At 61.9% G+C, this 23,283-nt stretch carries 15 protein-coding genes, 2 tRNA genes, 3 rRNA genes and 1 pseudogene; 9 read left to right on the top strand and 12 right to left on the bottom strand.

Annotated elements, in window-relative coordinates:
- Positions 1–62: 62 nt before the first annotated feature.
- Together BEK68_RS23320 and BEK68_RS23315 are read right to left on the bottom strand one after the other, a co-directional pair.
- Positions 63–1,364 carry an MFS transporter gene (locus tag BEK68_RS23320; RefSeq protein WP_024542591.1) on the bottom strand — a complete coding sequence of 434 codons (1,302 nt, stop codon included), beginning with the start codon at positions 1,362–1,364 and terminating at the stop codon, positions 63–65.
- An 8-nt stretch (positions 1,365–1,372) separates the two neighbouring features.
- Complete coding sequence (locus BEK68_RS23315) at positions 1,373–2,614, bottom strand: AGE family epimerase/isomerase (RefSeq protein ID WP_012436604.1); 1,242 nt, start codon at positions 2,612–2,614, stop codon at positions 1,373–1,375.
- Positions 2,615–2,889: 275 nt separating this feature from the next.
- Here BEK68_RS23315 and BEK68_RS23310 point away from each other — a divergent pair, with 275 nt between their 5' ends.
- The gene (locus BEK68_RS23310) at positions 2,890–4,503 is read left to right on the top strand and encodes a glucan biosynthesis protein (RefSeq protein WP_024542590.1); all 1,614 of its coding nucleotides are present in this window, start codon (positions 2,890–2,892) and stop codon (positions 4,501–4,503) included.
- Between the two features lie 284 nt (positions 4,504–4,787).
- On the opposite strand, the gene BEK68_RS23305 is transcribed toward BEK68_RS23310, so the two are convergent.
- On the bottom strand, positions 4,788–5,414 hold the full coding sequence (locus tag BEK68_RS23305; protein WP_012436602.1) for a DUF1415 domain-containing protein: 627 nt from the start codon (positions 5,412–5,414) through the stop codon (positions 4,788–4,790).
- A gap of 190 nt (positions 5,415–5,604) precedes the next feature.
- Between BEK68_RS23305 and BEK68_RS23300 the strand changes: the two genes are divergently transcribed.
- Complete coding sequence (locus BEK68_RS23300) at positions 5,605–5,970, top strand: hypothetical protein (protein WP_012436601.1); 366 nt, start codon at positions 5,605–5,607, stop codon at positions 5,968–5,970.
- A gap of 67 nt (positions 5,971–6,037) precedes the next feature.
- Here the strand turns inward: BEK68_RS23300 and glpK are convergent, their stop codons facing one another.
- The 8 genes from glpK to glpD all read right to left on the bottom strand — a co-directional run bounded on the left by glpK (position 6,038) and on the right by glpD (position 15,419).
- Complete coding sequence (gene glpK / locus BEK68_RS23295) at positions 6,038–7,534, bottom strand: glycerol kinase GlpK (RefSeq protein ID WP_012436600.1); 1,497 nt, start codon at positions 7,532–7,534, stop codon at positions 6,038–6,040.
- 113 nt (positions 7,535–7,647) lie between these two features.
- Positions 7,648–9,384, bottom strand: coding sequence for an ABC transporter substrate-binding protein (locus BEK68_RS23290; RefSeq protein WP_012436599.1), 1,737 nt, complete (start codon positions 9,382–9,384; stop codon positions 7,648–7,650).
- A 171-nt stretch (positions 9,385–9,555) separates the two neighbouring features.
- Complete coding sequence (locus BEK68_RS23285; RefSeq protein WP_004637136.1) at positions 9,556–9,837, bottom strand: DUF2160 domain-containing protein; 282 nt, start codon at positions 9,835–9,837, stop codon at positions 9,556–9,558.
- Positions 9,838–9,859: 22 nt separating this feature from the next.
- Positions 9,860–10,693 carry a carbohydrate ABC transporter permease gene (locus BEK68_RS23280; RefSeq protein WP_012436598.1) on the bottom strand — a complete coding sequence of 278 codons (834 nt, stop codon included), beginning with the start codon at positions 10,691–10,693 and terminating at the stop codon, positions 9,860–9,862.
- Positions 10,686–11,576, bottom strand: a complete 891-nt coding sequence (locus BEK68_RS23275; RefSeq protein WP_004637132.1) for a carbohydrate ABC transporter permease — start codon at positions 11,574–11,576, stop codon at positions 10,686–10,688. The genes BEK68_RS23280 and BEK68_RS23275 overlap by 8 nt, the downstream gene beginning before the upstream one ends.
- Positions 11,573–12,670 carry an ABC transporter ATP-binding protein gene (locus tag BEK68_RS23270; RefSeq protein ID WP_012436597.1) on the bottom strand — a complete coding sequence of 366 codons (1,098 nt, stop codon included), beginning with the start codon at positions 12,668–12,670 and terminating at the stop codon, positions 11,573–11,575. Before BEK68_RS23270 ends, BEK68_RS23275 begins: the two co-directional genes overlap by 4 nt.
- Positions 12,657–13,775 carry an ABC transporter ATP-binding protein gene (locus BEK68_RS23265; RefSeq protein WP_012436596.1) on the bottom strand — a complete coding sequence of 373 codons (1,119 nt, stop codon included), beginning with the start codon at positions 13,773–13,775 and terminating at the stop codon, positions 12,657–12,659. The genes BEK68_RS23270 and BEK68_RS23265 overlap by 14 nt, the downstream gene beginning before the upstream one ends.
- Positions 13,776–13,841: 66 nt before the next feature.
- On the bottom strand, positions 13,842–15,419 hold the full coding sequence (gene glpD / locus BEK68_RS23260; protein WP_012436595.1) for a glycerol-3-phosphate dehydrogenase: 1,578 nt from the start codon (positions 15,417–15,419) through the stop codon (positions 13,842–13,844).
- Between the two features lie 143 nt (positions 15,420–15,562).
- Here glpD and BEK68_RS23255 point away from each other — a divergent pair, with 143 nt between their 5' ends.
- The 7 genes and pseudogenes from BEK68_RS23255 to rrf all read left to right on the top strand — a co-directional run bounded on the left by BEK68_RS23255 (position 15,563) and on the right by rrf (position 22,964).
- Positions 15,563–16,336: a DeoR/GlpR family DNA-binding transcription regulator gene (locus BEK68_RS23255; RefSeq protein WP_004637124.1), complete on the top strand. Its 774-nt coding sequence runs from the start codon at positions 15,563–15,565 to the stop codon at positions 16,334–16,336.
- Between the two features lie 109 nt (positions 16,337–16,445).
- Positions 16,446–17,305: pseudogene (locus BEK68_RS23250) on the top strand (CHAD domain-containing protein).
- Positions 17,306–17,803: 498 nt separating this feature from the next.
- A 16S ribosomal RNA gene (locus tag BEK68_RS23245) occupies positions 17,804–19,341 on the top strand.
- A 60-nt stretch (positions 19,342–19,401) separates the two neighbouring features.
- Positions 19,402–19,478: transfer RNA gene (locus BEK68_RS23240), tRNA-Ile, on the top strand.
- A gap of 36 nt (positions 19,479–19,514) precedes the next feature.
- Positions 19,515–19,590 (top strand) — tRNA-Ala (locus BEK68_RS23235).
- Positions 19,591–19,855: 265 nt separating this feature from the next.
- Positions 19,856–22,734 (top strand): 23S ribosomal RNA (locus BEK68_RS23230).
- Between the two features lie 117 nt (positions 22,735–22,851).
- Positions 22,852–22,964 (top strand): 5S ribosomal RNA (gene rrf, locus BEK68_RS23225).
- Together the 16S, 23S and 5S rRNA genes with 2 tRNA genes alongside form the textbook arrangement of a ribosomal RNA operon.
- 117 nt (positions 22,965–23,081) lie before the next feature.
- On the opposite strand, the gene BEK68_RS23220 is transcribed toward rrf, so the two are convergent.
- Positions 23,082–23,283, bottom strand: a 202-nt coding sequence (locus BEK68_RS23220) for a transposase domain-containing protein (RefSeq protein WP_139111378.1), incomplete at its 5' end; no start/stop codon positions are given.

The following is a 23,283-nucleotide window of genomic DNA, read 5'->3' as shown; positions in this document are numbered from 1 at the left end:
AAATCAAAACGACCCTCAGAGAGATTCCCCTCCAAGAGGCGTTCCTTCATCCCAAATGCCCGTCAGGCCACAGGCGCCGTGCCCGCCCCATGCTCATGCCTGCCCGCCGGCTTGACGATCGCCAGCGTGGCAATCAACCCGCACAGCGCGGCGAACGACACCCACACGCCCGGCATCGCCTTGTTGCCCGTTTCGTGGATCAGCCATGTGGCAATCGCCGGGGTGAAGCCACCGAAGATGGCTGTGGCGAGGCTGTACGCCAGCGAGAACCCGGTGGTGCGCACTTCCGGCGGCATGATCTCGGTGAGCGTGACGACCATCGCGCCGTTGTAGCTGCCGTACAGGAACGACAGCCATAGCAGCACGGTCAGCATGCGGGCGAACGACGGTGCAGCAACCAGCCACTGCATGGCCGGGTAGGCCGTCACCAGCATCAGCACGGTAAAGAGGATCAGCAGCGGGCGGCGGCCGACGCGGTCAGACACCGCGCCCATCATCGGCAGCCAGAAGAAGTTCGAGGCGCCCACGCACAGCGTGACGATCAGGCTGTCCATGTCGGACAGGTGCAGCACGCTCTTGCCGAAGGTCGGCGTGTAGGCTGTGATCAGGTAGAACGATACCGTGGTCATCACGACCATCAGCGTGCCCGCGCCTACCAGGCGCCAGTTCTGGCCCATCGAGCGGAACACGGCGCGCAGGTCCGGACGGTGCTTGCGCTTCTGGAACTCTTCGGTCTCTTGCAGCGAGCGGCGGATGATGAACAGGAACGGCACGATCAGGCAGCCGATCAGGAACGGCACGCGCCAGCCCCAGGCGCTCATCTCAGACGGCGGCAGCAGGTACGACATCAGCACGCCCAGCAGCGCGGCAAACATGACGGCCACCTGCTGACTGGCCGATTGCCAGCTCACGAAGAAGCCCTTCTTGCCCGGGGTGGCGATTTCGGCCAGGTAGACCGACACACCGCCCAGCTCCACGCCGGCCGAAAAGCCCTGCAGCAAACGGCCGATCAGGACCAGCAGCGGCGCCGCCAGCCCGATGGTGGCGTAGCTTGGCACCAGCGCGATCAGCAGCGTGCCGCAGGCCATGAGCGCCAGCGTGACGATCAGCCCTGTGCGGCGGCCGTGACGGTCGATGTACGCGCCCAGGAAGATTGCCCCCAGGGGCCGCATCAGGAAGCCGGCGCCAAAGGTCACCAGCGACAGCATCAGCGAGAGGAACTCGTTGCCGGCGGGGAAGAAGGTGTCGGCAATGGCCTTGGCGTAATAGCCGTAGACCATGAAGTCGTACATCTCCAGGAAGTTGCCGCTGACCACCCGGAAGACGGTGCGAGCCTTGGATTCATTGGGGTTGGTGGTATGCATGGTGGATGTCATTCAACAGCTTGGGTACAACGTGCGGGCGAGCCGGACAGCGAACTGCGGGCCGCCTCGTAAAAGGTGGTGATGTGGTATGGCGTGCTCGACGGCATGTCGGCACGCAGGCGCTGGCCGGCCGGGTCGATGACCTCGTTCCAGCCTTGTGCGTGCAGGAAGCGCGCCGACCACACCGGCAGCAGGCGCGCGAGCATGGCGCCCTGCGTTTCGGTGCACAGCGCGAGGGCGCGGCCGTATTCGGTCTGCGCCCAGATGCGCTGGCTGGCGTCGCGCATCGTGCCGTCCAGATTGAGCGACAGGCACACGCCCTGGGTGTCGGCATCCACGCCGTCGGCGCAGGCTGCGTCCACCGCGCGGGCAAGGCTCTCGGCCAGATGGAGGCCGGCTTCGGAGCGCGTAAAGACATCGGCGTGCGCGCGTACGAGGTAGAACCATTCGAACTGGTGACCGGGTTCGATGCGGTTGTCGGTGCTGGCCTCGTCGATCGGTAACTCGGCGATGCTGCCCGTGCGCGTGTCGATGAAGCGCGCGAGGATGCCCTCGGCCAGCGTGCGCACCCCGGTCTCGGCCCAGGCGGGCGGTTCGTCGAGCGCGGCGGCGGCCAAGTAGGCCTCGGTCAGGTGCATCACGGGGTTCTGCGCGACGCCGGCCAGCGTGGTGCTGAACCTGGCGTCCATGGACGCGACCGGCAGCGGTTTGACCCCGGCCCGCGCAAAGCTGCGGGCGATCACGTCGTGCGCGTCATGCATCAGCGCGGCCGCACGTGGGTCGCCGCTCACGGCAAGCCAGTGTGCGGCGGCAAACAGCACGAACGCGTGCGTGTACAGATCCTTGGTGGTGTCGTGCGGGGCCAGCGCACTGTCGATCGCAAACAGCCAGCCGCCGTGGATCGTGTCGCGAAAGCGCGTGTCCAGCGCGTGGCACAGGGCAGCGGCGCGTTCGGCGCAGAGATCGCGGTGGCGCCTGGAGAGCTGTGTGGCACGCGCGAAGGTATACAGCTGCCGCGCACACGCCATCGCCCGGTAGCGCGCGGTGGATGCCGGCACCAGCGCGCCGTTGTCGACGATGAGCGCCTCATAGCAGAGGCCGGCCTGTGCATTCCAGCCGGGCCCCAGCCACATGGGCAGCAGGACGTCGTCGTAGTAGCGGCCGAATGACTCCAGCGCAGCCGCAATGGCGGGGGACGGTTCGGTCGAGGCCGTATCGGGCAGCGGGGGCGTGGAGGATTGTGAAAGCATGGGCGCCGTGATGATCGTGGCGGGCGTCGACCCGTTTAGCCAGGCCGATTGCTCGAATCTGTTCTGTTCACCATAGGCGACGTATATGCGTTGTACATGCGAACAGACCCGGGATTGTGCTCCAACTGGCGGCCCCGCGCCACGCACAACTGGCGCAATCCCGGTCACGGCGCAGGGTTGTGGGTCCAATGAAAGGTTTTTACCGGATGCTGCCTGGGCGTGGGTTGTGCGAAGATGAATCACCCCTGGCTCATCCCCTGGTCCTGCCCCCATCCATGCACCGTCGCGACCTGCTCAAGCAGTTGGCCGCCGGGCTGCTTGCCCTGGCTCCTGGTTTGTCCCGCAGCGCCACGCCCGGCACCGCCGCTGGCGCCCCCGAACCGTTTGACGAAGCCCGCCTGCTGGCGCGTGCCCGGGCCTTGGCCACAAGGCCATACCGGCCCCGCAGCACGCAGTTGCCCAAGCCGCTGGTCACGCTTGGCTGGGACGGCTATCAATCGATTGGCTATCGCCCCGATCACGCATTGTGGGCCGGCCAGCACTTGCCGTTCGAGGCCAAGTTCTTCCACCTCGGGCTGTTCTTCAAGTCGGCTGTCCAGATGCACGAGGTGGTGGACGGCCATGCCCGCCTGATTGCCTACGACCCGGCCATGTTCGATTACGGCAAGAGCGGACTGGATCACCAGGCGCTGCCGGCCGATCTCGGTTTCGCCGGTTTTCGGCTGACGACCAAGGCGGACCCGACGCGCGATGTGACGGCCTTCCTGGGTGCCAGCTACTTTCGCGCCGTCGGCGGGCAGTGGCAATACGGCATGTCGGCGCGCGGCCTGGCGATTGATACGGGGTTGCCTCGCGCAGAAGAGTTTCCGGACTTCACTGAATTCTGGCTGGTGCGCCCGGCCGCCGATGCCGATACGGCGCGCGTCTATGCGCTGCTCGATTCTCCGAGCGTGGCCGGCATCTACCGCTTCGACATCCGCCCCGGCGACACGCTCGTGATGGACGTGGCCGCCACGCTCTACGTGCGCAAGCCGATCGAGCGTCTGGGCATCGCGCCGCTGACCAGCATGTTCCTCTACGGCGAGAACGACCGCACCGACCGCGCCGGCGATCGCCATAGCGCCGCACGTCGCTGGCGCGCATCGGACTGGCGCCCGGAAATCCATGATTCCGATGGCCTGGCCATCTGGCGTGGCTCGGGCGAGTGGATCTGGCGGCCGCTGGCCAATCCGCCCGTGCTGCGCAGCCAGCGCTTTGCCGACGACAGCCCGCGTGGCTTCGGCCTGCTGCAGCGCGATCGCAATCCCGATCATTACCAGGATGACGGCGTGTTCTACGAGAAGCGCCCGAGCGTGTGGGTCGAGCCCACGCATGACTGGGGCGAGGGCGCGGTCGAATTGGTGGAGCTGTCGGCCAACGATGAAACCTTCGACAACATCGTCGCCTTCTGGCGGCCCGCCGTTGCGCCGCATGCCGGGCAGGAACTGGCGTTCGGTTATCGGCTGACGTGGGGCGCGCAGCCCGCAGCGGCCTCGCCACTGGCGCGGGTGGTGGCGACGCGTACGGGCATTGGCGGCGTGGTGGGGCAGCCGCGCAAATACTTCTCGTGGCGGTTTGTCGTCGACTTTGCCGGCGGTGAGCTGTCGCGGCTGGGGCGCAGCACGGCGGGGTCGACTGTGGAGCCTGTCATACGCGCCTCGCGCGGGCGGGTGGAGATTGCGTCGGCGCGGCCGCTGGCGAGCATCGATGGTGTCCGGGCAATGTTTGATGTGGTGCCGGATGCGAGCAATGCGCCGATTGAGTTGTTGCTGACGTTGCAGTCGGGGGAGCGGTTGCTTTCTGAGACTTGGGCGTATCAGTGGACGCCGCCGGTGGATCGAGGCGTGTGAGCGTCGTTTCTTGGGGCGTCGGCTTTTATGGCTGGTGCCGGTCCATCTCTTGTTTCATCCCCTGCCGGGGCTGACTCACTTTCTTTGGTCTTGCCCAAAGAAAGTAAGCAAAGAAATGCGCGCCCGAGATGGCGACTTCCCCTTGAATTTATGTGACCGTGCGGGGAAGGAGGCAAACTCGCTGCGCTCAGACAGGCCTCCTTCCTTTTTCCGCCCGCTCACAGAAATTCAAGGCGCCATCTAGGGCAGGGACGGCCAAACCGTCGCTGCCTTTGGTCAGTTGGTTAATCGCGGGGCGGTGTCTTGCCGAACTTCTTTGCCATTTCTGCCCAGCCTTCGGGGCCCAGCTTTTCCATCGTCGCGATATTTCGCTCGTAGATGTCCGCTGCGTCGGGCACGGCCGCGGCGGCGCGGGCGATGCTGTCTTCGCGCAGCAGATGCAGGATCGGGAGGGGCGCGCGGTTGGTGGCGTTGGCGATGTCGTCCGGCTCGGCATCGGCGAAGACGAAATCGGGGTGGAAGCTGGCCAGTTGCAGCTCGCCTTCGTAGCCGGCCTTGGCGAGCAGCGATTCGGCGCGCTCCGTAAGCGAGTGGAAATCGAGGAAATCGGCCAGGGCGGGGACGATCAGCAGCGTGGTGTCGATCTGTGCGGCGGGGGTGGTGTGCAGCAGATCGGCTTCGGCACGCAGGTGGTCGAGCACGTCGCCGTCCATCGTGGCGCGGCTGACGGCGTATCGGACCTGCCGCTTGACGTGGACGGCCTTGGCGAACGGGCAGAGGTTCAGGCCGATGACGGCGTCTTCCAGCCAGCGCTGCACGCTCGCGACATGAAGGGCAACGGCGTCCGCGTCCAACGGCAGGGCGTCGGCGGGTGGATCGAGCAGGACGAAATCGGGGGCGGGATCGGACACGGCGTAGTGAGGGAAGAGAGAGCGCGCAGTGTAGTCGATGGGCCGGGAGCGCTTCTTGCGAAGGGATGGGTGTTGTGATTTGCAACGCCCGGCGTGCGCCGTTGATGTACGCCGAGATCACTTCGGGTGCTTCGCGCGCCGCTTATGTGGTCCGTCCATTCCGTGTTTTTGTAAAAGAAGGAGCTCAACCATGATTGAACAGCGCCTGAAAACCGCCCTTGCCGTTGCCGCCACGTTTGCTGCGTCGGCTGCTTTCGCACAGATGACGCCGGCACCCCAGACTTCACCGCAGACCACCGGCACCGTGCAGACCGCCCCGCAAGACGGGCCGGCCACTTCGTCGTCTGACCCGCTGGTTCAGAAGCGCATTGACGACAAGGCCGCGAGCGACGAATACAAGGCTCGCAAGTCCGACGCCAAGGCTGCCTACAAGGAAGAAAAGAAGGCTGCCAAGGCTAACCGCAAGGCCGAGAAGAAGGAAGCTCGCGCCAAGCGCAAGGAAGCGATGAGCGAACAAGGCGGGCCCGCCCAGACGCCGAACAGCGAAGGCAAGTAAGCCGCCGGCCGAACCATGAAAAAAGGCGATCCGAGGGTCGCCTTTTTTCTGGTTGCCGGGTTTGCCTTCAGTGGCCGCGCGTTGTCGGCAGGCGGACCTGCGCAACGGCCATTTCCCATTGGGCGATGCGGTGTGCGGCCTCGTCGCGGCTGATGACGGGGTGGAACGTGCGCGAGGCACGCCATTGCTGGGCGACCTCGGCTTCATCACGATAGAAGCCGGTGGCGATGCCCGCCAGGTAAGCCGCCCCCAGCGCCGTGGTCTCGATGATCTCCGGACGCACGACCGGAATGCCGAGCAGGTCAGCCTGGAACTGCAGGAGCAGGTTGTTGGCCGAGGCGCCGCCATCGACGCGCAGTTCCGAGATGGTGGAAACGGCATCGCGCGTCATAGCCTGCAGCAATGCGGTGCTCTGGAAGGCGATGGATTCGAGCGCCGCACGTGCGATGTGGCCGATGGTTGTGCCGCGCGAGAGGCCGACGATGGCGCCCTGCGCGGTGGGGTCCCAGTACGGTGCCCCCAGGCCCGTGAACGACGGCACGAACACCACGCCGCCGGAATCGGGCACCGAGGCGGCCAGGCCTTCGACGTCGGCGGAGCGCTGGATGGCGCGCAGGCCGTCGCGCAGCCACTGCACCACCGCGCCACCGACGAATACGCTGCCTTCGAGCGCATAGCTGCGCTTCGTGCCGCTCTGGCATGCCGCCGTGCTGATGAGGCCGTTGTGCGACTGGACCGCTTTGTCGCCCGTGTTGAGCAACATGAAACAGCCGGTGCCGTAGGTGTTCTTGGCCATGCCCGGCTTGAAGCAGGCCTGGCCGAAGAGCGCCGATTGCTGGTCGCCGGCAATGCCGCCGATGGTGAGCGAGGCGCCGAGCCAGTCGGCATCGGTCTGCCCGAACTGATGCGCAGACGGATGCACCTCGGGCAACAGGCTCGGGTGAATGTCGAGCGCGCGCATCAGGTCCGCATCCCATTCGCCGGTGTGGATGTTCCACAGCATCGTGCGGGAAGCGTTCGATACGTCGGTCACATGCAGGCGGCCGCGTGTGAGTTGCCAGACGAGCCAGCTGTCGATGGTGCCGAAGGCAAGTTCGCCACGTGCCGCGCGCTCGCGGCCGCCGTCCACGTGGTCGAGAATCCAGCGCAGCTTGGTGGCCGAAAAATACGGATCGATGATCAGGCCGGTGCGCTTGCGCACCTCGTCTTCCAGGCCCTCGGCGCGCAGGCTTTCGCAGATGGCTTCGGTGCGGCGGTCCTGCCAGACGATGGCGTTGAAGATCGGTTTGCCCGTGGCGCGCTCCCACACCATGGTGGTTTCGCGCTGGTTGGTGATGCCAAGCGCCGCCATGTCGGCAGCGGAGAGCTTGGCTTGTTCGAGTGCGGCGCGGCAGGTGGCGAGCTGGCTGTTCCAGATGTCGAACGGGTCATGCTCGACCCAGCCGGGCTGCGGGAAATGCTGCGGAAACTCCTGCTGGGCACTGGCGACGATCTGGCCGGCGCGGTTGAAGACGATGGCGCGTGAGCTGGATGTGCCCTGGTCGAGCGCGAGGAGGTATTCCATAAGGCAGAAAAGAGTGACCGCCGGGCACGATCAGCCGGCCCCGCGGCATGTGAAACGAATGCAAGCATGGTAGCCCGCCGGCCCCGTGTTGGCGACCGACGGACACGCGCGAATTAACGTACCTTGCCTGCCTTCCAGGCAGCCAGCAGCTTGTCGTAGGCCACCGTCTCACCCTTCGGTCGCTCGTTGTCGAGCTTCTTCCACGGGGCGTGTTCGGTCGACAGCCACTTCGACGGATCGCTTTCCGGGTTCAGCTTGGGCGCGCAGTTCTTCATGCCGGCGCGCTGCAGGCGGCCCATCACCTGGTCCATTTCCTTGGCCAGGTTGTCCATCGCGCCTTGCGGCGTCTTCTCGCCCGTGACGGCCGTGGCGACGTTCTTCCACCAGAGCTGCGCCAGCTTCGGATAGTCGGGCACGTTGTTGCCGGTCGGCGTCCAGGCCACGCGGGCCGGGCTGCGGTAGAACTCGATCAGGCCGCCGTACTTGGCCGCGTTCTTGGTGAAGTAGTCGCTGTGGATATCGGAGTCGCGAATGAACGTGAGGCCGGTGATCGACTTCTTGAGCGACACGGTCTTCGACGTGACGAACTGCGCGTACAGCCACGCGGCCGAGCGGCGCTCGAACGGCGTGGACTTGAAGAACGTCCACGAGCCGACGTCCTGGTAGCCGTTCTGCATGCCGTCCTTCCAGTACGGGCCGTGCGGCGAGGGGGCCATGCGCCACTTCGGCGAGCCGTCGGCGTTCACGACCGGGCCCGGCTTGGTCATCGGCGCGGTAAAGGCGCTGTACCAGAACACCTGCTGGGCGATGTGGCCTTGCGCGGGCACGGGGCCGGCTTCGTTGAAGGTCATGCCGGTCGCTTCGGGCGGCGCGTACTTCTTCATCCAGTCGATGTACTTGGTGAGGGCGTACACGGCGGCCGGGCTGTTGGTGGCGCCGCCGCGCGACGTCGAGGCGCCTACCGGCGCGCAGTTTTCCGCACGGATACCCCACTCGTCGACGGGCAGGCCGTTCGGGATGCCCTTGTCGGCCGAACCGGCCATCGACAGCCACGCATCGGTAAAGCGCCAGCCGAGCGACGGATCCTTCTTGCCGTAATCCATGTGGCCGTAGATGCGCTTGCCGTCCAGCTCCTTCACGTCGTTGGTGAAGAAGTTGGCGATGTCTTCATAGGCCGTCCAGTTGACGGGCACGCCCAGGTCGTAGCCGTACTTGGCCTTGAACTTGTCTTGCAGGTCCTTGCGCGCGAACCAGTCGGCGCGGAACCAGTACAGGTTGGCGAACTGCTGGTCGGGCAACTGGTACAGCTTGCCGTCAGACGCGGTGGTGAAACTCGTGCCGATGAAATCCTTCAGGTCCAGGCCCGGGTTGGTGAACTCCTTGCCTTCGCCGGCCATGTAGTCCGACAGCGGCATGATCACGCCGTAACGATAGTGCGTGCCGATCAGGTCGGAGTCGGAGATCCAGCCGTCATAGATGCTCTTGCCCGACTGCATCGAGGTCTGCAGCTTTTCGACGACATCGCCTTCCTGCATGATGTCGTGCTTGACCTTGATGCCGGTGATTTCTTCGAAGGCCTTGGCGAGCGTCTTCGATTCATAGGCGTGGGTGTCGAGCGTTTCCGACACGACGTGGATCTCGGTCACGCCCTTTGCCTTGAGCTTGGCCGCGGCGTCGATGAACCACTTCATTTCCGCCATCTGCTTGTCTTGCGACAGCGTGCTGGGCTGGAATTCGCTGCTGATCCACTTCTTGGCTTCGGCTTCGCCGGCATGGGCTGCGCCGACTGCCAGGGCGCTCGCCAGTGCAATGGCACTGATCTGAAGCGTCATGCGCCAGGATGTTTTCATCGGTATCTCCTCGTGCTTGTTGGCTTGTTGTTCTCCCCGCAGCGAAAACATCCGGCATTCCGACGCGGGGAGCGTGATGGAATGCCTGTGCCCGTACGTCAAATTGGGCGTGGGAGCATCAGCCTGCGCAGATGCTCCCGGACCTGCAAATTCATGGACGATGCACCGGCATCAGCCGCGCCACATCACGATCGCCAGCACCACCATCGAGGCAATGAAGCCGCCCCAGGCGCCGGTCTCCTCCGACGTGAGCCCAACCCACGCCAGGTTGATATAGGCCGCGGTCAACAGGCCGATGAAGAGGCGGTCGCCGCGCGTGGTGGCGATGGGCAGGAAGCCCTTGCGCTCCACTGTGGGCCGCACCACCTCCCAGACCGTCATGCTGGCCAGCATCAAGGCGATGCAGCCAAAGAAGATCGCCACTTCGGGCGTCCAGGCCATCCAGCTGAACATGGCTGTGTCTCCCGTTCTTGTTTTAGACGCGGCCCATCGCGAAGCCCTTCGCGATGTAGTTCCGCACAAACCAGATCACCAGCGCACCGGGAATGATCGTCAGCACACCGGCTGCGGCCAGCACGCCCCAATCCATGCCCGAAGCCGATACCGTGCGCGTCATCACCGCGGTAATGGGTTTGGCATCGACCGAGGTGAGCGTGCGTGCGAGCAGCAGCTCCACCCAGCTGAACATGAAGCAGAAGAACGCCGTCACGCCCACGCCGGCCTTGATCAGCGGCAGGAAGATCTTCAGGAAGAACTTGGGGAAGCTGTAGCCGTCGATGTAGGCCGTCTCGTCAATCTCGCGCGGGATGCCCGACATGAAGCCTTCGAGAATCCACACCGCCAGCGGCACGTTGAACAGCATGTGCGCCAGCGCCACGCCCAGGTGCGTGTCCATCAGGCCGACCGTCGAATACAACTGGAAGAACGGCAGCAGGAACACCGCGGGCGGCGTCATGCGGTTCGTCAGCAGCCAGAAGAACATGTGCTTGTCGCCCAGGAAGCGGTAGCGCGAGAAGGCGTAGGCCGCCGGCAGCGCCACCACGGTCGAGAGCACCGTGTTCATCGTCACGTAGATGATGGAGTTGATGTAACCCCAGTACCACGACGGATCGGTGAAGATGATCTTGTAGTTGTCGAACGTGACGAGCTTCGGCCAGATCGAGAAGCCGGCCAGCGTCTCCTCATTGGTCTTGAGCGACATGCTCAACATCCAGTACAGCGGCAGCACGGCAAACGCCACGTATACCGCCAGCGTGATCGCGCGCGCGATCCTGCGCTTGTGTTCGTTGTTGTGGTTCTGCTTAGGCATGGTCGTCTCCCACGGCCGTGCTGGCGCTGCCCATGCGTTGCATCCAGTTGTAGAGGACGAAGCAGAACAGCAGGATGATGAGGAAGTACACGATCGAGAATGCCGCCGCCGGGCCCAGGTCGAACTGGCCGACCGCCTTCTGCGTCAGGTACTGCGACAGGAACGTCGTGGCATTGCCCGGGCCGCCGCCGGTCAGCACGAACGGTTCGGTGTAGATCATGAAGCTGTCCATGAAGCGCAGCAGCACGCCGATCATCAGCACGCCGCGCATCTTCGGCAGCTGGATGTAGCGGAACACGGCCAGGCGGCTGGCGCCGTCAATCTCGGCGGCCTGGTAGAACGCATCCGGGATCGAGCGCAGGCCGGCATAGGCCAGCAGCGCTACCAGCGGCGTCCAGTGCCACACGTCCATGATCAGCACAGTGATCCACGCGTCGAACGAGTGCGACGTGTAGTTGTAATCGATGCCCATCTGGTTGAGCCAGTAGCCGGCCAGGCCGATATCGGAGCGCCCGAAGATCTGCCAGATGGTGCCCACCACGTTCCAGGGAATCAGCAGCGGCATGGCCAGCACCACCAGTGCGGCCGACGCCTTCCAGCCCTTGGACGGCATCGACAGCGCCAGGCCGATGCCCAGCGGAATTTCCACGGCCAGCACGCACAGCGAGAAGATCAGCTGGCGCGTGAGCGCGTCCTGCAGATCGCCGTCGCGCAGGATCTGGCGGAACCAGTCCACGCCCACGAACACGTGCTGCTCGGGGCTGATGATGTCCTGCACCGAGTAGTTCACCACCGTCATCAGCGGCAGGATGGCGGAGAACGCCACGCACAGGAACACCGGCAGGATCAGGAACCACGCCTTGTTGTTGAGCGGCTTGTTCATCGGCCGATCCTCTCGTCATTGCTGTAATACAGCGTCTGCGGCGCATCCAGGCGCAGCCACACGCGCGATTCGGTCACGGACACTTCGTTGGGCAGCTTGGCCTTGATCGGCAGTCCGCCGGCTTCCCCGAGGCTGGCGGTCAGCAACTGGTGCGTACCCAGTTGCTGCACCTGATGGACGTTGGCGGCGACGGTGCCGACTTCGCCGGGTGCGGCCAGTTGCACGAATTCCGGCCGAATGCCGAGCTTGAGCGAACCGTTTGCGTTCTTGAGCGTGGCAAGCGTGTCGCGCCCCACCGACAGGCGCTGATCACCCAGCGCAATCACCTCGCCATCCACCGTCACCGGGTAGAGGTTCATGCCCGGGCTGCCGATGAAGTAGCCGACGAAGGTATGGTCCGGCCGCTCGAACAGCGCTTCCGGCCCGCCTTGCTGCACGACCTTGCCTTCGGTCATGACGACCACCTCGTCGGCAAAGGTCAGCGCTTCCACCTGGTCGTGCGTCACGTAGATCAGCGTGAGCTTGAGCTGCTGGTGAATCTTCTTGAGCTGGCGACGCAGTTGCCACTTCAGGTGCGGATCGATGACGGTGAGCGGCTCGTCGAACAGGATGGCCGCCACGTCCTTGCGCACCAGGCCGCGGCCCAGCGAGATCTTCTGCTTGGCGTCGGCCGCCAGACCAGAGGCGCGGCGCTTGAGCGCGTGCTGCAGCTCGAGGATCTCGGCCACTTCCTCCACGCGCTTCTTCACTTCGGCTTCCGGCGTCTTGCGATTGCGCAGCGGGAAGGCGAGGTTGTCGAACACGGTCATCGTGTCGTAGATGACGGGGAACTGGAACACCTGGGCGATGTTGCGTTCGCGCGGACTGGCGTGCGTGACGTCGCGGTCGTCGAACAGCACCTGGCCTTCCGACGGCGTCAGCAGCCCCGAGATGATGTTCAGCAGCGTGGACTTGCCGCAGCCCGACGGTCCCAGCAGCGCATACGCACCGCCGTCGCGCCAGGTCATGTTCATCGGCTGCAGCGCGTAGTCCGACAGCGCTTGCGGATTCGGGCGGTAGCTGTGGCCCAGATTGCGGAATTCAATGCGTGCCATGTGCGCCTCCCTGCTTGGGCGCGCTCACCAGCTTGCCCGCATCGTCGAACAGGAACAGTTCGGCCGGATCGACAAATACGTCCAGCGCCGCGCCCAGTTCGAACTCATGCACACCCGGCAACTGCGCGACCAGGCCGATCGTGTTCGACTGGCCAGCGGCGTGCGCGCGCACGTGCAGATACGTTTCGGAGCCCGACAGCTCGGCCAACTCCACCGTGCCCGGCAGCGCGACGGCACCGCCGTTGCGCGGCGCCAGGCGGATGTGGCTCGGACGCAGGCCGATGCGGCAGCGCGTGCCGGCCGTCATCGGCAGCGGGCGCGTCCATGCAACGTCAATGCCTTGTGGCAGGCGGATCTGGTTGCCTTCCACCACGGTGGCGTCCAGCACGTTCATCGGCGGGTCGTTGAAGATGGCCGCTGCGTTGACCGACACCGGCACTTCGTACATGTCGAGCGTCGGGCCGTCTTGCAGCACGCGGCCTTCATGCATGACGACGGTGTGGCCGCCCAGCAGCAGCGCTTCCTGCGGCTCCGTGGTGGCGTACACGACGGTCGTGCCGCCATCAGCGAAGAGCGATGCCAACTCGGCACGCAATTCTTCGCGCAGCTTGTAGTCGAGATTGACGAGCGGTTCGTCCAGCAGCACCAGTGGTGCCCGCTTGACCAGCGCCCGCGCCAGCGCGCAGCGTTGCTGCTGTCCGCCCGACAGCTCGGCCGGCAGGCGCTGCAGCAGATGTTCGATGTGCAGCTTGGCGGCGACGGCCCGCACGCGCGAGTCGATCTCGCCCTTGTTGGTGCCCTGCAGGCGCAGCGGCGAGGCGATGTTGTCGTACACCGTCATCGCCGGGTAGTTGATGAATTGCTGGTACACCATCGCCAGATTGCGATCGCGCACCCCTACGCCCGTCACGTCCTTGCCGTCGACCAGTACGCGGCCGGTGGTCGGCCGGTCAAGCCCGGCCATGATGCGCATCAGCGTGGTCTTGCCGGCTTGCGTCGGCCCCAGCAGCACGTTGATGGCGCCGGGCGCCAGCCGCAGGCTGGTCGGGTACAGATGCGTCTGCGCCCCGACCATGGCCGTAACCTGGTCCAGTTCCAGAATCAATTGATGTCTCCCGTCTTACTGCTTTGATTTCTTGATGTCTTGGCTCGGGCGGCGGGTCCCGGTGCTTCAGGGCGCTCGTTCTGCCACTGGTGTGGTGTCGCCTTCCGGCAGATGCCGCGCCAGCCAGACTTCCAGCCGGCTGCGGTCGGCATCGCTGGCGTGCAGGCCCAGCTTGGTCCGCCGCCACAGGATGTCCTGCGCCGTGCGGGCCCATTCGTGTTCGATCAGGTAGCGGATTTCGGCTTCGTACAGCCCGGGCGTTACTTCGGCGCCTAGTTCTTCCAGCCGCGTGGCGCCGGCCAGCAGCGTGTTCACGCGCGTGCCGTACTGGTGCGCATAGCGCATCGCCAGCAGGGTCGGCAGCCACGGCAAACGTTTTTGCAGGCGCGCCACAAAATCGTCGAAGGTGTATTCGGCAACCAGCTGCCCCGGCGCTTCCAGATCGCCGCCCGGCAGCGATGCGGTGGCCGTCCACGAAGGCTTGCCGGCCAGCGGCAGATGCGGGGCCAGTTGGTCCAGCGCTTCTTCGGCCAGCTTGCGGTAGGTCGTGATCTTGCCGCCCCACACGTTGATGAGCGGGGCGTTCGCGCCGTCGGCGCCGGTTTCGCATTCGACCAGGTAATCGCGCGTGATGGCCGAGGCGTTGGCGGCGCTGTCGTCCAGCAGCGGCCGCACCCCGGAGTAACTCCACACCACATCGCTCGGCGTCAGCTGCCGGGTGAAATAGCGGCTGGCCATTTCGCACAGGTATTGGATTTCGCCGGCATCGATGGCCACTTGGTCCACCGAGCCCTTGTATTCCAGATCCGTCGTGCCGATCAGCGTGAAATCGTTCTGGTACGGGATCGCAAATACGATCCGCCCGTCCGGGTTCTGGAAGATATAGGCGAACGGGTGATCGAACATCCGCCGCACCACGATGTGGCTGCCCTTGATCAGCCGCAGGCCGCGCGTGCTCGGCAGCGCGTGCGCAGAACGGGCGAACTCCGCCGCCCACGGCCCGGCGGCATTAACGATCGCCTTTGCGCGCACGGAGCGGATGCCGTCCGGGCCAGCCAGCGAGGCGTGCCACCCATCAGCGCGGCGCTCCGCGTTCAAGCAGCGCGTGCGGGTGAAGATCTGTGCGCCGCGGTCCGCCGCGTCCCGGGCATTGAGCACCACCAGGCGGGCGTCGTCCACCCAGCCGTCGGAATAGACGAACCCCCGCGTGTAGCCAGCCTTGAGCGGCTTGCCGGCCGGATGCCGCGCCAGCTTGATCGACTCCGAGCCCGGCAGAAAGCGCCGGCGTGCCAGATGGTCATAGAGGAAGAGGCCAGCGCGGATCATCCACGCCGGACGTTGCGCGGCATCGTGCGGCATCACGAAACGCAGCGGCCACATGATGTGTGGCGCCATGCGCAGCAGCACCTCGCGCTCCTGCAGTGCCTTGCGCACCAGGCTGAATTCGTAATATTCGAGGTACCGCAGCCCGCCGTGGATCAGCTTGGTCGAGGCCGAAGAGGTGTGCTGGGCCAGGTCGTCCTTTTCACACAAGACCACCGACAGGCCACGGCCCACGGCATCACGCGCGATACCCACGCCGTTGATGCCGCCTCCGACCACCAGCAGATCACAGTCCAGATGCGACGCGTCAGTGAGTTGCATGGGTTTGAATCTGTTGATTTTCGCGCCTTTCCTTGCGAATAGTGACGCGTTGGCGGATAGTTTAGTGAAGGGCGAAAATAAAGCAACATAGGGAATCGCCTAATCCGCTCATATGTGTTCGTTTGTGTTCATTTCGTGACTTGATGCTTCCGCGACACCGCCAGATCCTCGAATACGTCCGCCAACACGGCGATGCCTCCGTCGACGCGCTTGCCCGCGTGCTCGGCGTCACGACGCAAACCATCCGTCGCGATATCCGGCAGCTCGAAGACGAGCGCCTGCTCGCGCGCTATCACGGCGGCGTCGGCCTGCCTTCGTCGGTCGAAAACATCGACTACGACCAGCGCCAGGTCCTGCACATCGACGCCAAGCGGCGTATCGCCGAGGTCGTTGCGCGCCACGTCGAGCCCGGCCGTTCGCTCATCATCAATATTGGAACGACCACCGAAGAAGTCTCCAAGGCACTGGTCGGCCAGAACGGGCCCCGCGGTCTGCGTGTCATCACCAATAATCTGAACGTCGCGTCGATCCTCTCCGGCAGCCCGGACGCGGAGGTCATTGTCGCCGGCGGCCTCGTGCGCAACCGCGACCGCGGCATCGTTGGCGAGGCCACGATCGACTTCATGAAGCAGTTTCGCGTCGACATCGGCATCATCGGCGTCTCCAGCATCGACGAAGACGGCACGCTGCTCGACTATGACTACCGTGAAGTGCGCGTCGCCCAGTCCATCATCGAGCAGTCCCGCGAAGTCTGGCTCGTGGCCGATCACTCCAAGTTCGGTCGCCGCGCTGTTGTCCGCCTGGGCCATGTCTCGCAGATCGACAAGTTCTTCACCGACGTCCCCGTGCCTGAGCCGATGGCCGAAGTCCTCCGCGCCGCCGAGGTGGACGTGATCGTCGCCAGCGAAACGCGCTGACGTTTGATCCAGCTTCTCTGCGGTCTTCGACCGTTCCACTACAGTGAAATGACAAGGCGCGCACCTTGCGTGCTTCCCTGTCATCCAGACTCGTCACACGGAGAGCATTGTGAGCAAGCACTCACATGCGGCTATCCTTTCGATCTTCGGGGGTATCGTCACTGAACACATCGCTGCGCTGCGCGACGCCCTTGCCAAGCTGGCTGCGCCCAGTCCCAGCGACGAAGATCTTCACCAGTTCCGCGTCACCCTGCGTCGGCTGCGTTCCGCTTGGGTGCGTTTGCGCCGGTCCTGCCTGCCAGCTTCGTTGCCAAGTGGAAGCCCCGCTTGCGAGCGCTTGCCGCATCCACTGGCCCAGTGCGCGAATGGGATGTGCTGCTCACCGATTGGCTCCCCGCCGTCCAGGCGTCCCTACTCGATAGCGACAAGGCCGGCCGGGCGTGGCTGGACGAGGCTTTTGAGAAGTCCCAAGAGGTGCGCAACCGCGCTTGGGGGGAATTGCGTGCCGGGCTGGCCTCGCCGGACGTGCCGGAAATGTTGTTCGAACTGGAGCAGGCAGTCGCTGCCTTTCATGCGGACGGCGAGCCTGGGCGGCATTCCCGCTTTGCTCGCGCCCGGGCCGGAGCGCTCCGAAAGAAGCTGATTCGTCGCGGGCGTCACCCCAAGCGATCGTCTGCACCACGACTGCATCGTGCCCGCATCGCCGCAAAGCAGTGGCGCTATCTATATGAAGCGTTCTACCCGGCGCTTGGGGCCCACGCGGCCAAGCGCTACCGAAGTCACTTGCGCAAACTGCAAGACGCCTTGGGCGAGGTTCACGATGCGAGTGTTTCCCTTGATTGCGTTGCCGACTTATTGGACGAGCCGCCGCCGCTATCTATAGTGAGCGCCTTTCACAAGCGCGCCAGCGCCGCGCGGAAGCGGGCAGGACGGGGGCTGCGCTGGGTACGGTCTCACAAGGCGCTGTAGCCCCTCGAAAAGTGCAGAAAGACCCCGCGAAAAGAAAGGGCTTGCGCTGTTCGGGAAACCCGCCTATAGTTCGCCCCTCGCTGCAAAACACAGCGCCGAAACGCAAGTGGCGGTGGTGGTGTTAAGTGGTGGAGAAGCAGGTGTAGAGCGGGTTTGCGGTCGATTGGGTGGTTGACGGTTGGCTGGAGATTCGGTGGTGGTTGGCGGCGCGTTGGTGGATAAAAATTCTTCGACGAGTTGTTGACAGCGACAAAAAAGCTCTGCATAATCTCGTTTCTCTGCTGCAGAAAACGCAGCGACGCGATAAACAAAGTTGATCGCGAAGTTCTTTAACAAGCAAACAGCCGATAAGTGTGGGCGCTTAATACTGGGTGCGGCGGATTTCGATCCGCTAGCTAACAAGTAATAAAGTGCTCGCACAGAAGTAAGGTTTGAACGAAAGTTCAAGTCAGATTCTGAGAGTGAGCGACCGCTCGTAAAGAGCGAAAACAGCAGATTGAACTGAAGAGTTTGATCCTGGCTCAGATTGAACGCTGGCGGCATGCCTTACACATGCAAGTCGAACGGCAGCATGATCTAGCTTGCTAGATTGATGGCGAGTGGCGAACGGGTGAGTAATACATCGGAACGTGCCCTGTAGTGGGGGATAACTAGTCGAAAGATTAGCTAATACCGCATACGACCTGAGGGTGAAAGTGGGGGACCGCAAGGCCTCATGCTATAGGAGCGGCCGATGTCTGATTAGCTAGTTGGTGGGGTAAAGGCCCACCAAGGCGACGATCAGTAGCTGGTCTGAGAGGACGATCAGCCACACTGGGACTGAGACACGGCCCAGACTCCTACGGGAGGCAGCAGTGGGGAATTTTGGACAATGGGCGAAAGCCTGATCCAGCAATGCCGCGTGTGTGAAGAAGGCCTTCGGGTTGTAAAGCACTTTTGTCCGGAAAGAAATGGCTCTGGTTAATACCTGGGGTCGATGACGGTACCGGAAGAATAAGGACCGGCTAACTACGTGCCAGCAGCCGCGGTAATACGTAGGGTCCAAGCGTTAATCGGAATTACTGGGCGTAAAGCGTGCGCAGGCGGTTGTGCAAGACCGATGTGAAATCCCCGAGCTTAACTTGGGAATTGCATTGGTGACTGCACGGCTAGAGTGTGTCAGAGGGGGGTAGAATTCCACGTGTAGCAGTGAAATGCGTAGAGATGTGGAGGAATACCGATGGCGAAGGCAGCCCCCTGGGATAACACTGACGCTCATGCACGAAAGCGTGGGGAGCAAACAGGATTAGATACCCTGGTAGTCCACGCCCTAAACGATGTCAACTAGTTGTTGGGGATTCATTTCCTTAGTAACGTAGCTAACGCGTGAAGTTGACCGCCTGGGGAGTACGGTCGCAAGATTAAAACTCAAAGGAATTGACGGGGACCCGCACAAGCGGTGGATGATGTGGATTAATTCGATGCAACGCGAAAAACCTTACCTACCCTTGACATGCCACTAACGAAGCAGAGATGCATTAGGTGCTCGAAAGAGAAAGTGGACACAGGTGCTGCATGGCTGTCGTCAGCTCGTGTCGTGAGATGTTGGGTTAAGTCCCGCAACGAGCGCAACCCTTGTCTCTAGTTGCTACGAAAGGGCACTCTAGAGAGACTGCCGGTGACAAACCGGAGGAAGGTGGGGATGACGTCAAGTCCTCATGGCCCTTATGGGTAGGGCTTCACACGTCATACAATGGTGCATACAGAGGGTTGCCAAGCCGCGAGGTGGAGCTAATCCCAGAAAATGCATCGTAGTCCGGATCGTAGTCTGCAACTCGACTACGTGAAGCTGGAATCGCTAGTAATCGCGGATCAGCATGCCGCGGTGAATACGTTCCCGGGTCTTGTACACACCGCCCGTCACACCATGGGAGTGGGCTTTACCAGAAGTAGTTAGCCTAACCGCAAGGAGGGCGATTACCACGGTAGGGTTCATGACTGGGGTGAAGTCGTAACAAGGTAGCCGTATCGGAAGGTGCGGCTGGATCACCTCCTTTAAGAGCGTGCATCCGACGTTAGGCGTCCACACTTATCGGTTTGTTTGATGTTACAGCCAAGGGTCTGTAGCTCAGGTGGTTAGAGCACCGTCTTGATAAGGCGGGGGTCGTAGGTTCAAGTCCTACCAGACCCACCAAGTTACGGACGGTGGAAGTTGTTCTCTGCCGTGACTGGGGGATTAGCTCAGCTGGGAGAGCACCTGCTTTGCAAGCAGGGGGTCGTCGGTTCGATCCCGTCATCCTCCACCATTACCTTTTGGTTACCAAACGCAAGCATCGACGCTGTGTCGATGGTGTTTGCGTTTGGCCTAGCCAAGACGAGCGTAAAAGTTCGGCTGTTCTTTAACAATATGGAATGTAGTAAAGGTGTCGCGGTGCGTTGATGAGACGCACACTCAAACGCGACACTGGGTTGTGATTGTATCAACCAGTATTACCAGAGCAATCGATGAGATTGTCTTGGAATACGGCACAACGCGAGAACTCAGCCTATAGCGAGACATACTCGTTATAGGGTCAAGCGAATAAGTGCATGTGGTGGATGCCTTGGCGATTACAGGCGATGAAGGACGTAGTAGCCTGCGAAAAGCTGCGGGGAGCTGGCAAACAAGCTTTGATCCGCAGATATCCGAATGGGGAAACCCGGCCCGAATGGGTCATCCCTTGCTGAATACATAGGCAAGGGAAGCGAACGCAGTGAACTGAAACATCTAAGTAGCTGCAGGAACAGAAATCAACCGAGATTCCCAAAGTAGTGGCGAGCGAAATGGGATCAGCCTTGTACTCTTTAGCAGTATTGTTAGCAAAGCGGAATGGAAAGTCCGGCCATAGTGGGTGATAGCCCCGTATGCGAAAACAGTATTGTGGAACTAGGTGTACGACAAGTAGGGCGGGACACGTGAAATCCTGTCTGAAGATGGGGGGACCATCCTCCAAGGCTAAATACTCGTAATCGACCGATAGTGAACCAGTACCGTGAGGGAAAGGCGAAAAGAACCCCGGGAGGGGAGTGAAATAGATCCTGAAACCGCATGCATACAAACAGTCGGAGCCTGGAAACGGGTGACGGCGTACCTTTTGTATAATGGGTCAGCGACTTACATTCAGTGGCAAGCTTAACCGATTAGGGAAGGCGTAGCGAAAGCGAGTCCGAATAGGGCGTTCAGTCGCTGGGTGTAGACCCGAAACCAAGTGATCTATCCATGGCCAGGTTGAAGGTGCGGTAACACGTACTGGAGGACCGAACCCACTAACGTTGAAAAGTTAGGGGATGAGCTGTGGATAGGGGTGAAAGGCTAAACAAACTTGGAAATAGCTGGTTCTCTCCGAAAACTATTTAGGTAGTGCCTCGTGTCTCACCTTCGGGGGTAGAGCACTGTCATGGTTGGGGGGTCTATTGCTGATTACCCCGCCATAGCAAACTCCGAATACCGAAGAGTGCAATCACGGGAGACAGACATCGGGTGCTAACGTCCGGTGTCAAGAGGGAAACAACCCAGACCGCCAGCTAAGGTCCCTAAATATTGCTAAGTGGGAAACGAAGTGGGAAGGCTAAAACAGTCAGGAGGTTGGCTTAGAAGCAGCCACCCTTTAAAGAAAGCGTAATAGCTCACTGATCGAGTCGTCCTGCGCGGAAGATGTAACGGGGCTAAGCAATATACCGAAGCTGCGGATGCACGTAAGTGCATGGTAGGAGAGCGTTCTGTAAGCCTGTGAAGGTGTCTTGTAAAGGATGCTGGAGGTATCAGAAGTGCGAATGCTGACATGAGTAGCGATAAAGGGGGTGAAAGGCCCCCTCGCCGTAAGCCCAAGGTTTCCTACGCAACGTTCATCGGCGTAGGGTGAGTCGGCCCCTAAGGCGAGGCAGAGATGCGTAGCTGATGGGAAGCAGGTTAATATTCCTGCACCGTCGTATGATGCGATGGGGGGACGGATCGCGGAAGGTTGTCCGGGTGTTGGATGTCCCGGTCCCTGCATTGGAGATGGCACTTAGGCAAATCCGGGTGCGTGATTCAAGGGTGTGGGGCGAGCGACTTTAGGTCGCGAAGCAATTGGAAGTGGTTCCAAGAAAAGCCTCTAAGCTTCAGTCATACGAGACCGTACCGCAAACCGACACAGGTGGGCGAGATGAGTATTCTAAGGCGCTTGAGAGAACTCGGGAGAAGGAACTCGGCAAATTGGTACCGTAACTTCGGGATAAGGTACGCCCTTGTAGTTTGACTGGCTCGCGCCAGAAGGACGAAGGGGTTGCAATAAAATGGTGGCTGCGACTGTTTAATAAAAACACAGCACTCTGCAAACACGAAAGTGGACGTATAGGGTGTGACGCCTGCCCGGTGCCGGAAGATTAAATGATGGGGTGCAAGCTCTTGATTGAAGTCCCGGTAAACGGCGGCCGTAACTATAACGGTCCTAAGGTAGCGAAATTCCTTGTCGGGTAAGTTCCGACCTGCACGAATGGCGTAACGATGGCCACACTGTCTCCTCCCGAGACTCAGCGAAGTTGAAGTGTTTGTGATGATGCAATCTCCCCGCGGCTAGACGGAAAGACCCCATGAACCTTTACTGTAGCTTTGCATTGGACTTTGAACCGATCTGTGTAGGATAGGTGGGAGGCTTTGAAACCGGGACGCTAGTTTCGGTGGAGCCGTCCTTGAAATACCACCCTGGTTTGTTTGAGGTTCTAACCTTGGCCCGTGAATCCGGGTCGGGGACAGTGCATGGTAGGCAGTTTGACTGGGGCGGTCTCCTCCCAAAGTGTAACGGAGGAGTTCGAAGGTACGCTTGGTACGGTCGGACATCGTACCTAAAGTGCAATGGCAAAAGCGTGCTTAACTGCGAGACCGACAAGTCGAGCAGGTGCGAAAGCAGGACATAGTGATCCGGTGGTTCTGTATGGAAGGGCCATCGCTCAACGGATAAAAGGTACTCTGGGGATAACAGGCTGATACCGCCCAAGAGTTCATATCGACGGCGGTGTTTGGCACCTCGATGTCGGCTCATCTCATCCTGGGGCTGTAGCCGGTCCCAAGGGTATGGCTGTTCGCCATTTAAAGAGGTACGTGAGCTGGGTTTAAAACGTCGTGAGACAGTTTGGTCCCTATCTGCCGTGGGCGTTGGAATCTTGACGGGGGCTGCTCCTAGTACGAGAGGACCGGAGTGGACGTACCGCTGGTGTACCTGTTGTCTCGCCAGAGGCATCGCAGGGTAGCTATGTACGGAAGAGATAACCGCTGAAAGCATCTAAGCGGGAAACTTGCCTGAAGATGAGGATTCCCTGGAGACTTGATCTCCCTGAAGGGTCGTTCGAGACCAGGACGTTGATAGGCTGGGTGTGGAAGCGCAGTAATGCGTTCAGCTAACCAGTACTAATTGCCCGTGCGGCTTGATCCTATAACCGGTATGTTTCCGGCTGGGTCCGCCTTGTGCCTGATACACACAACTCACAACCCCAAATCTACATTCCCATATTGGTCCCGTTGACCTCGTCAACGTGACAACAAGTCATAGCCTGGTGACCATAGCGAGTCGGTACCACCCCTTCCCATCCCGAACAGGACCGTGAAACGACTCCGCGCCGATGATAGTGCGGATTCCCGTGTGAAAGTAGGTCATCGCCAGGCTCTCCCCTCCAACACCCCAGCTCTTACACAGAGCTGGGGTGTTTGTTTTTGGAGGCTCGGTTCGCGACTGGCTTGCTGAACGAGGTTCGTAAGCACCCGGTGAACCCGTCTTGCCAGCTAGGTGGCGCTGGGCGTCCAGCGATGCGGGAGCAGTTCGGCGATGTCGGCCGCCTTGTGGGTCGGCAGTCGCGTGAGGACGTCTTTCAGATAGGCGTAGGGATCGTGCCCGTTGAGCTTGGCCGATTGGATCAGGCTCATGACGGCAGCCGCGCGTTGACCGGCGCGCAGTGAGCCTGCAAACAACCAATTGGAGCGACCC

Origin of the sequence: Ralstonia pickettii (genome assembly GCF_001699815.1) — a bacterium.
Lineage (GTDB): Bacteria > Pseudomonadota > Gammaproteobacteria > Burkholderiales > Burkholderiaceae > Ralstonia > Ralstonia thomasii.
This window is presented reverse-complemented; position numbering and strand designations above follow the sequence as displayed.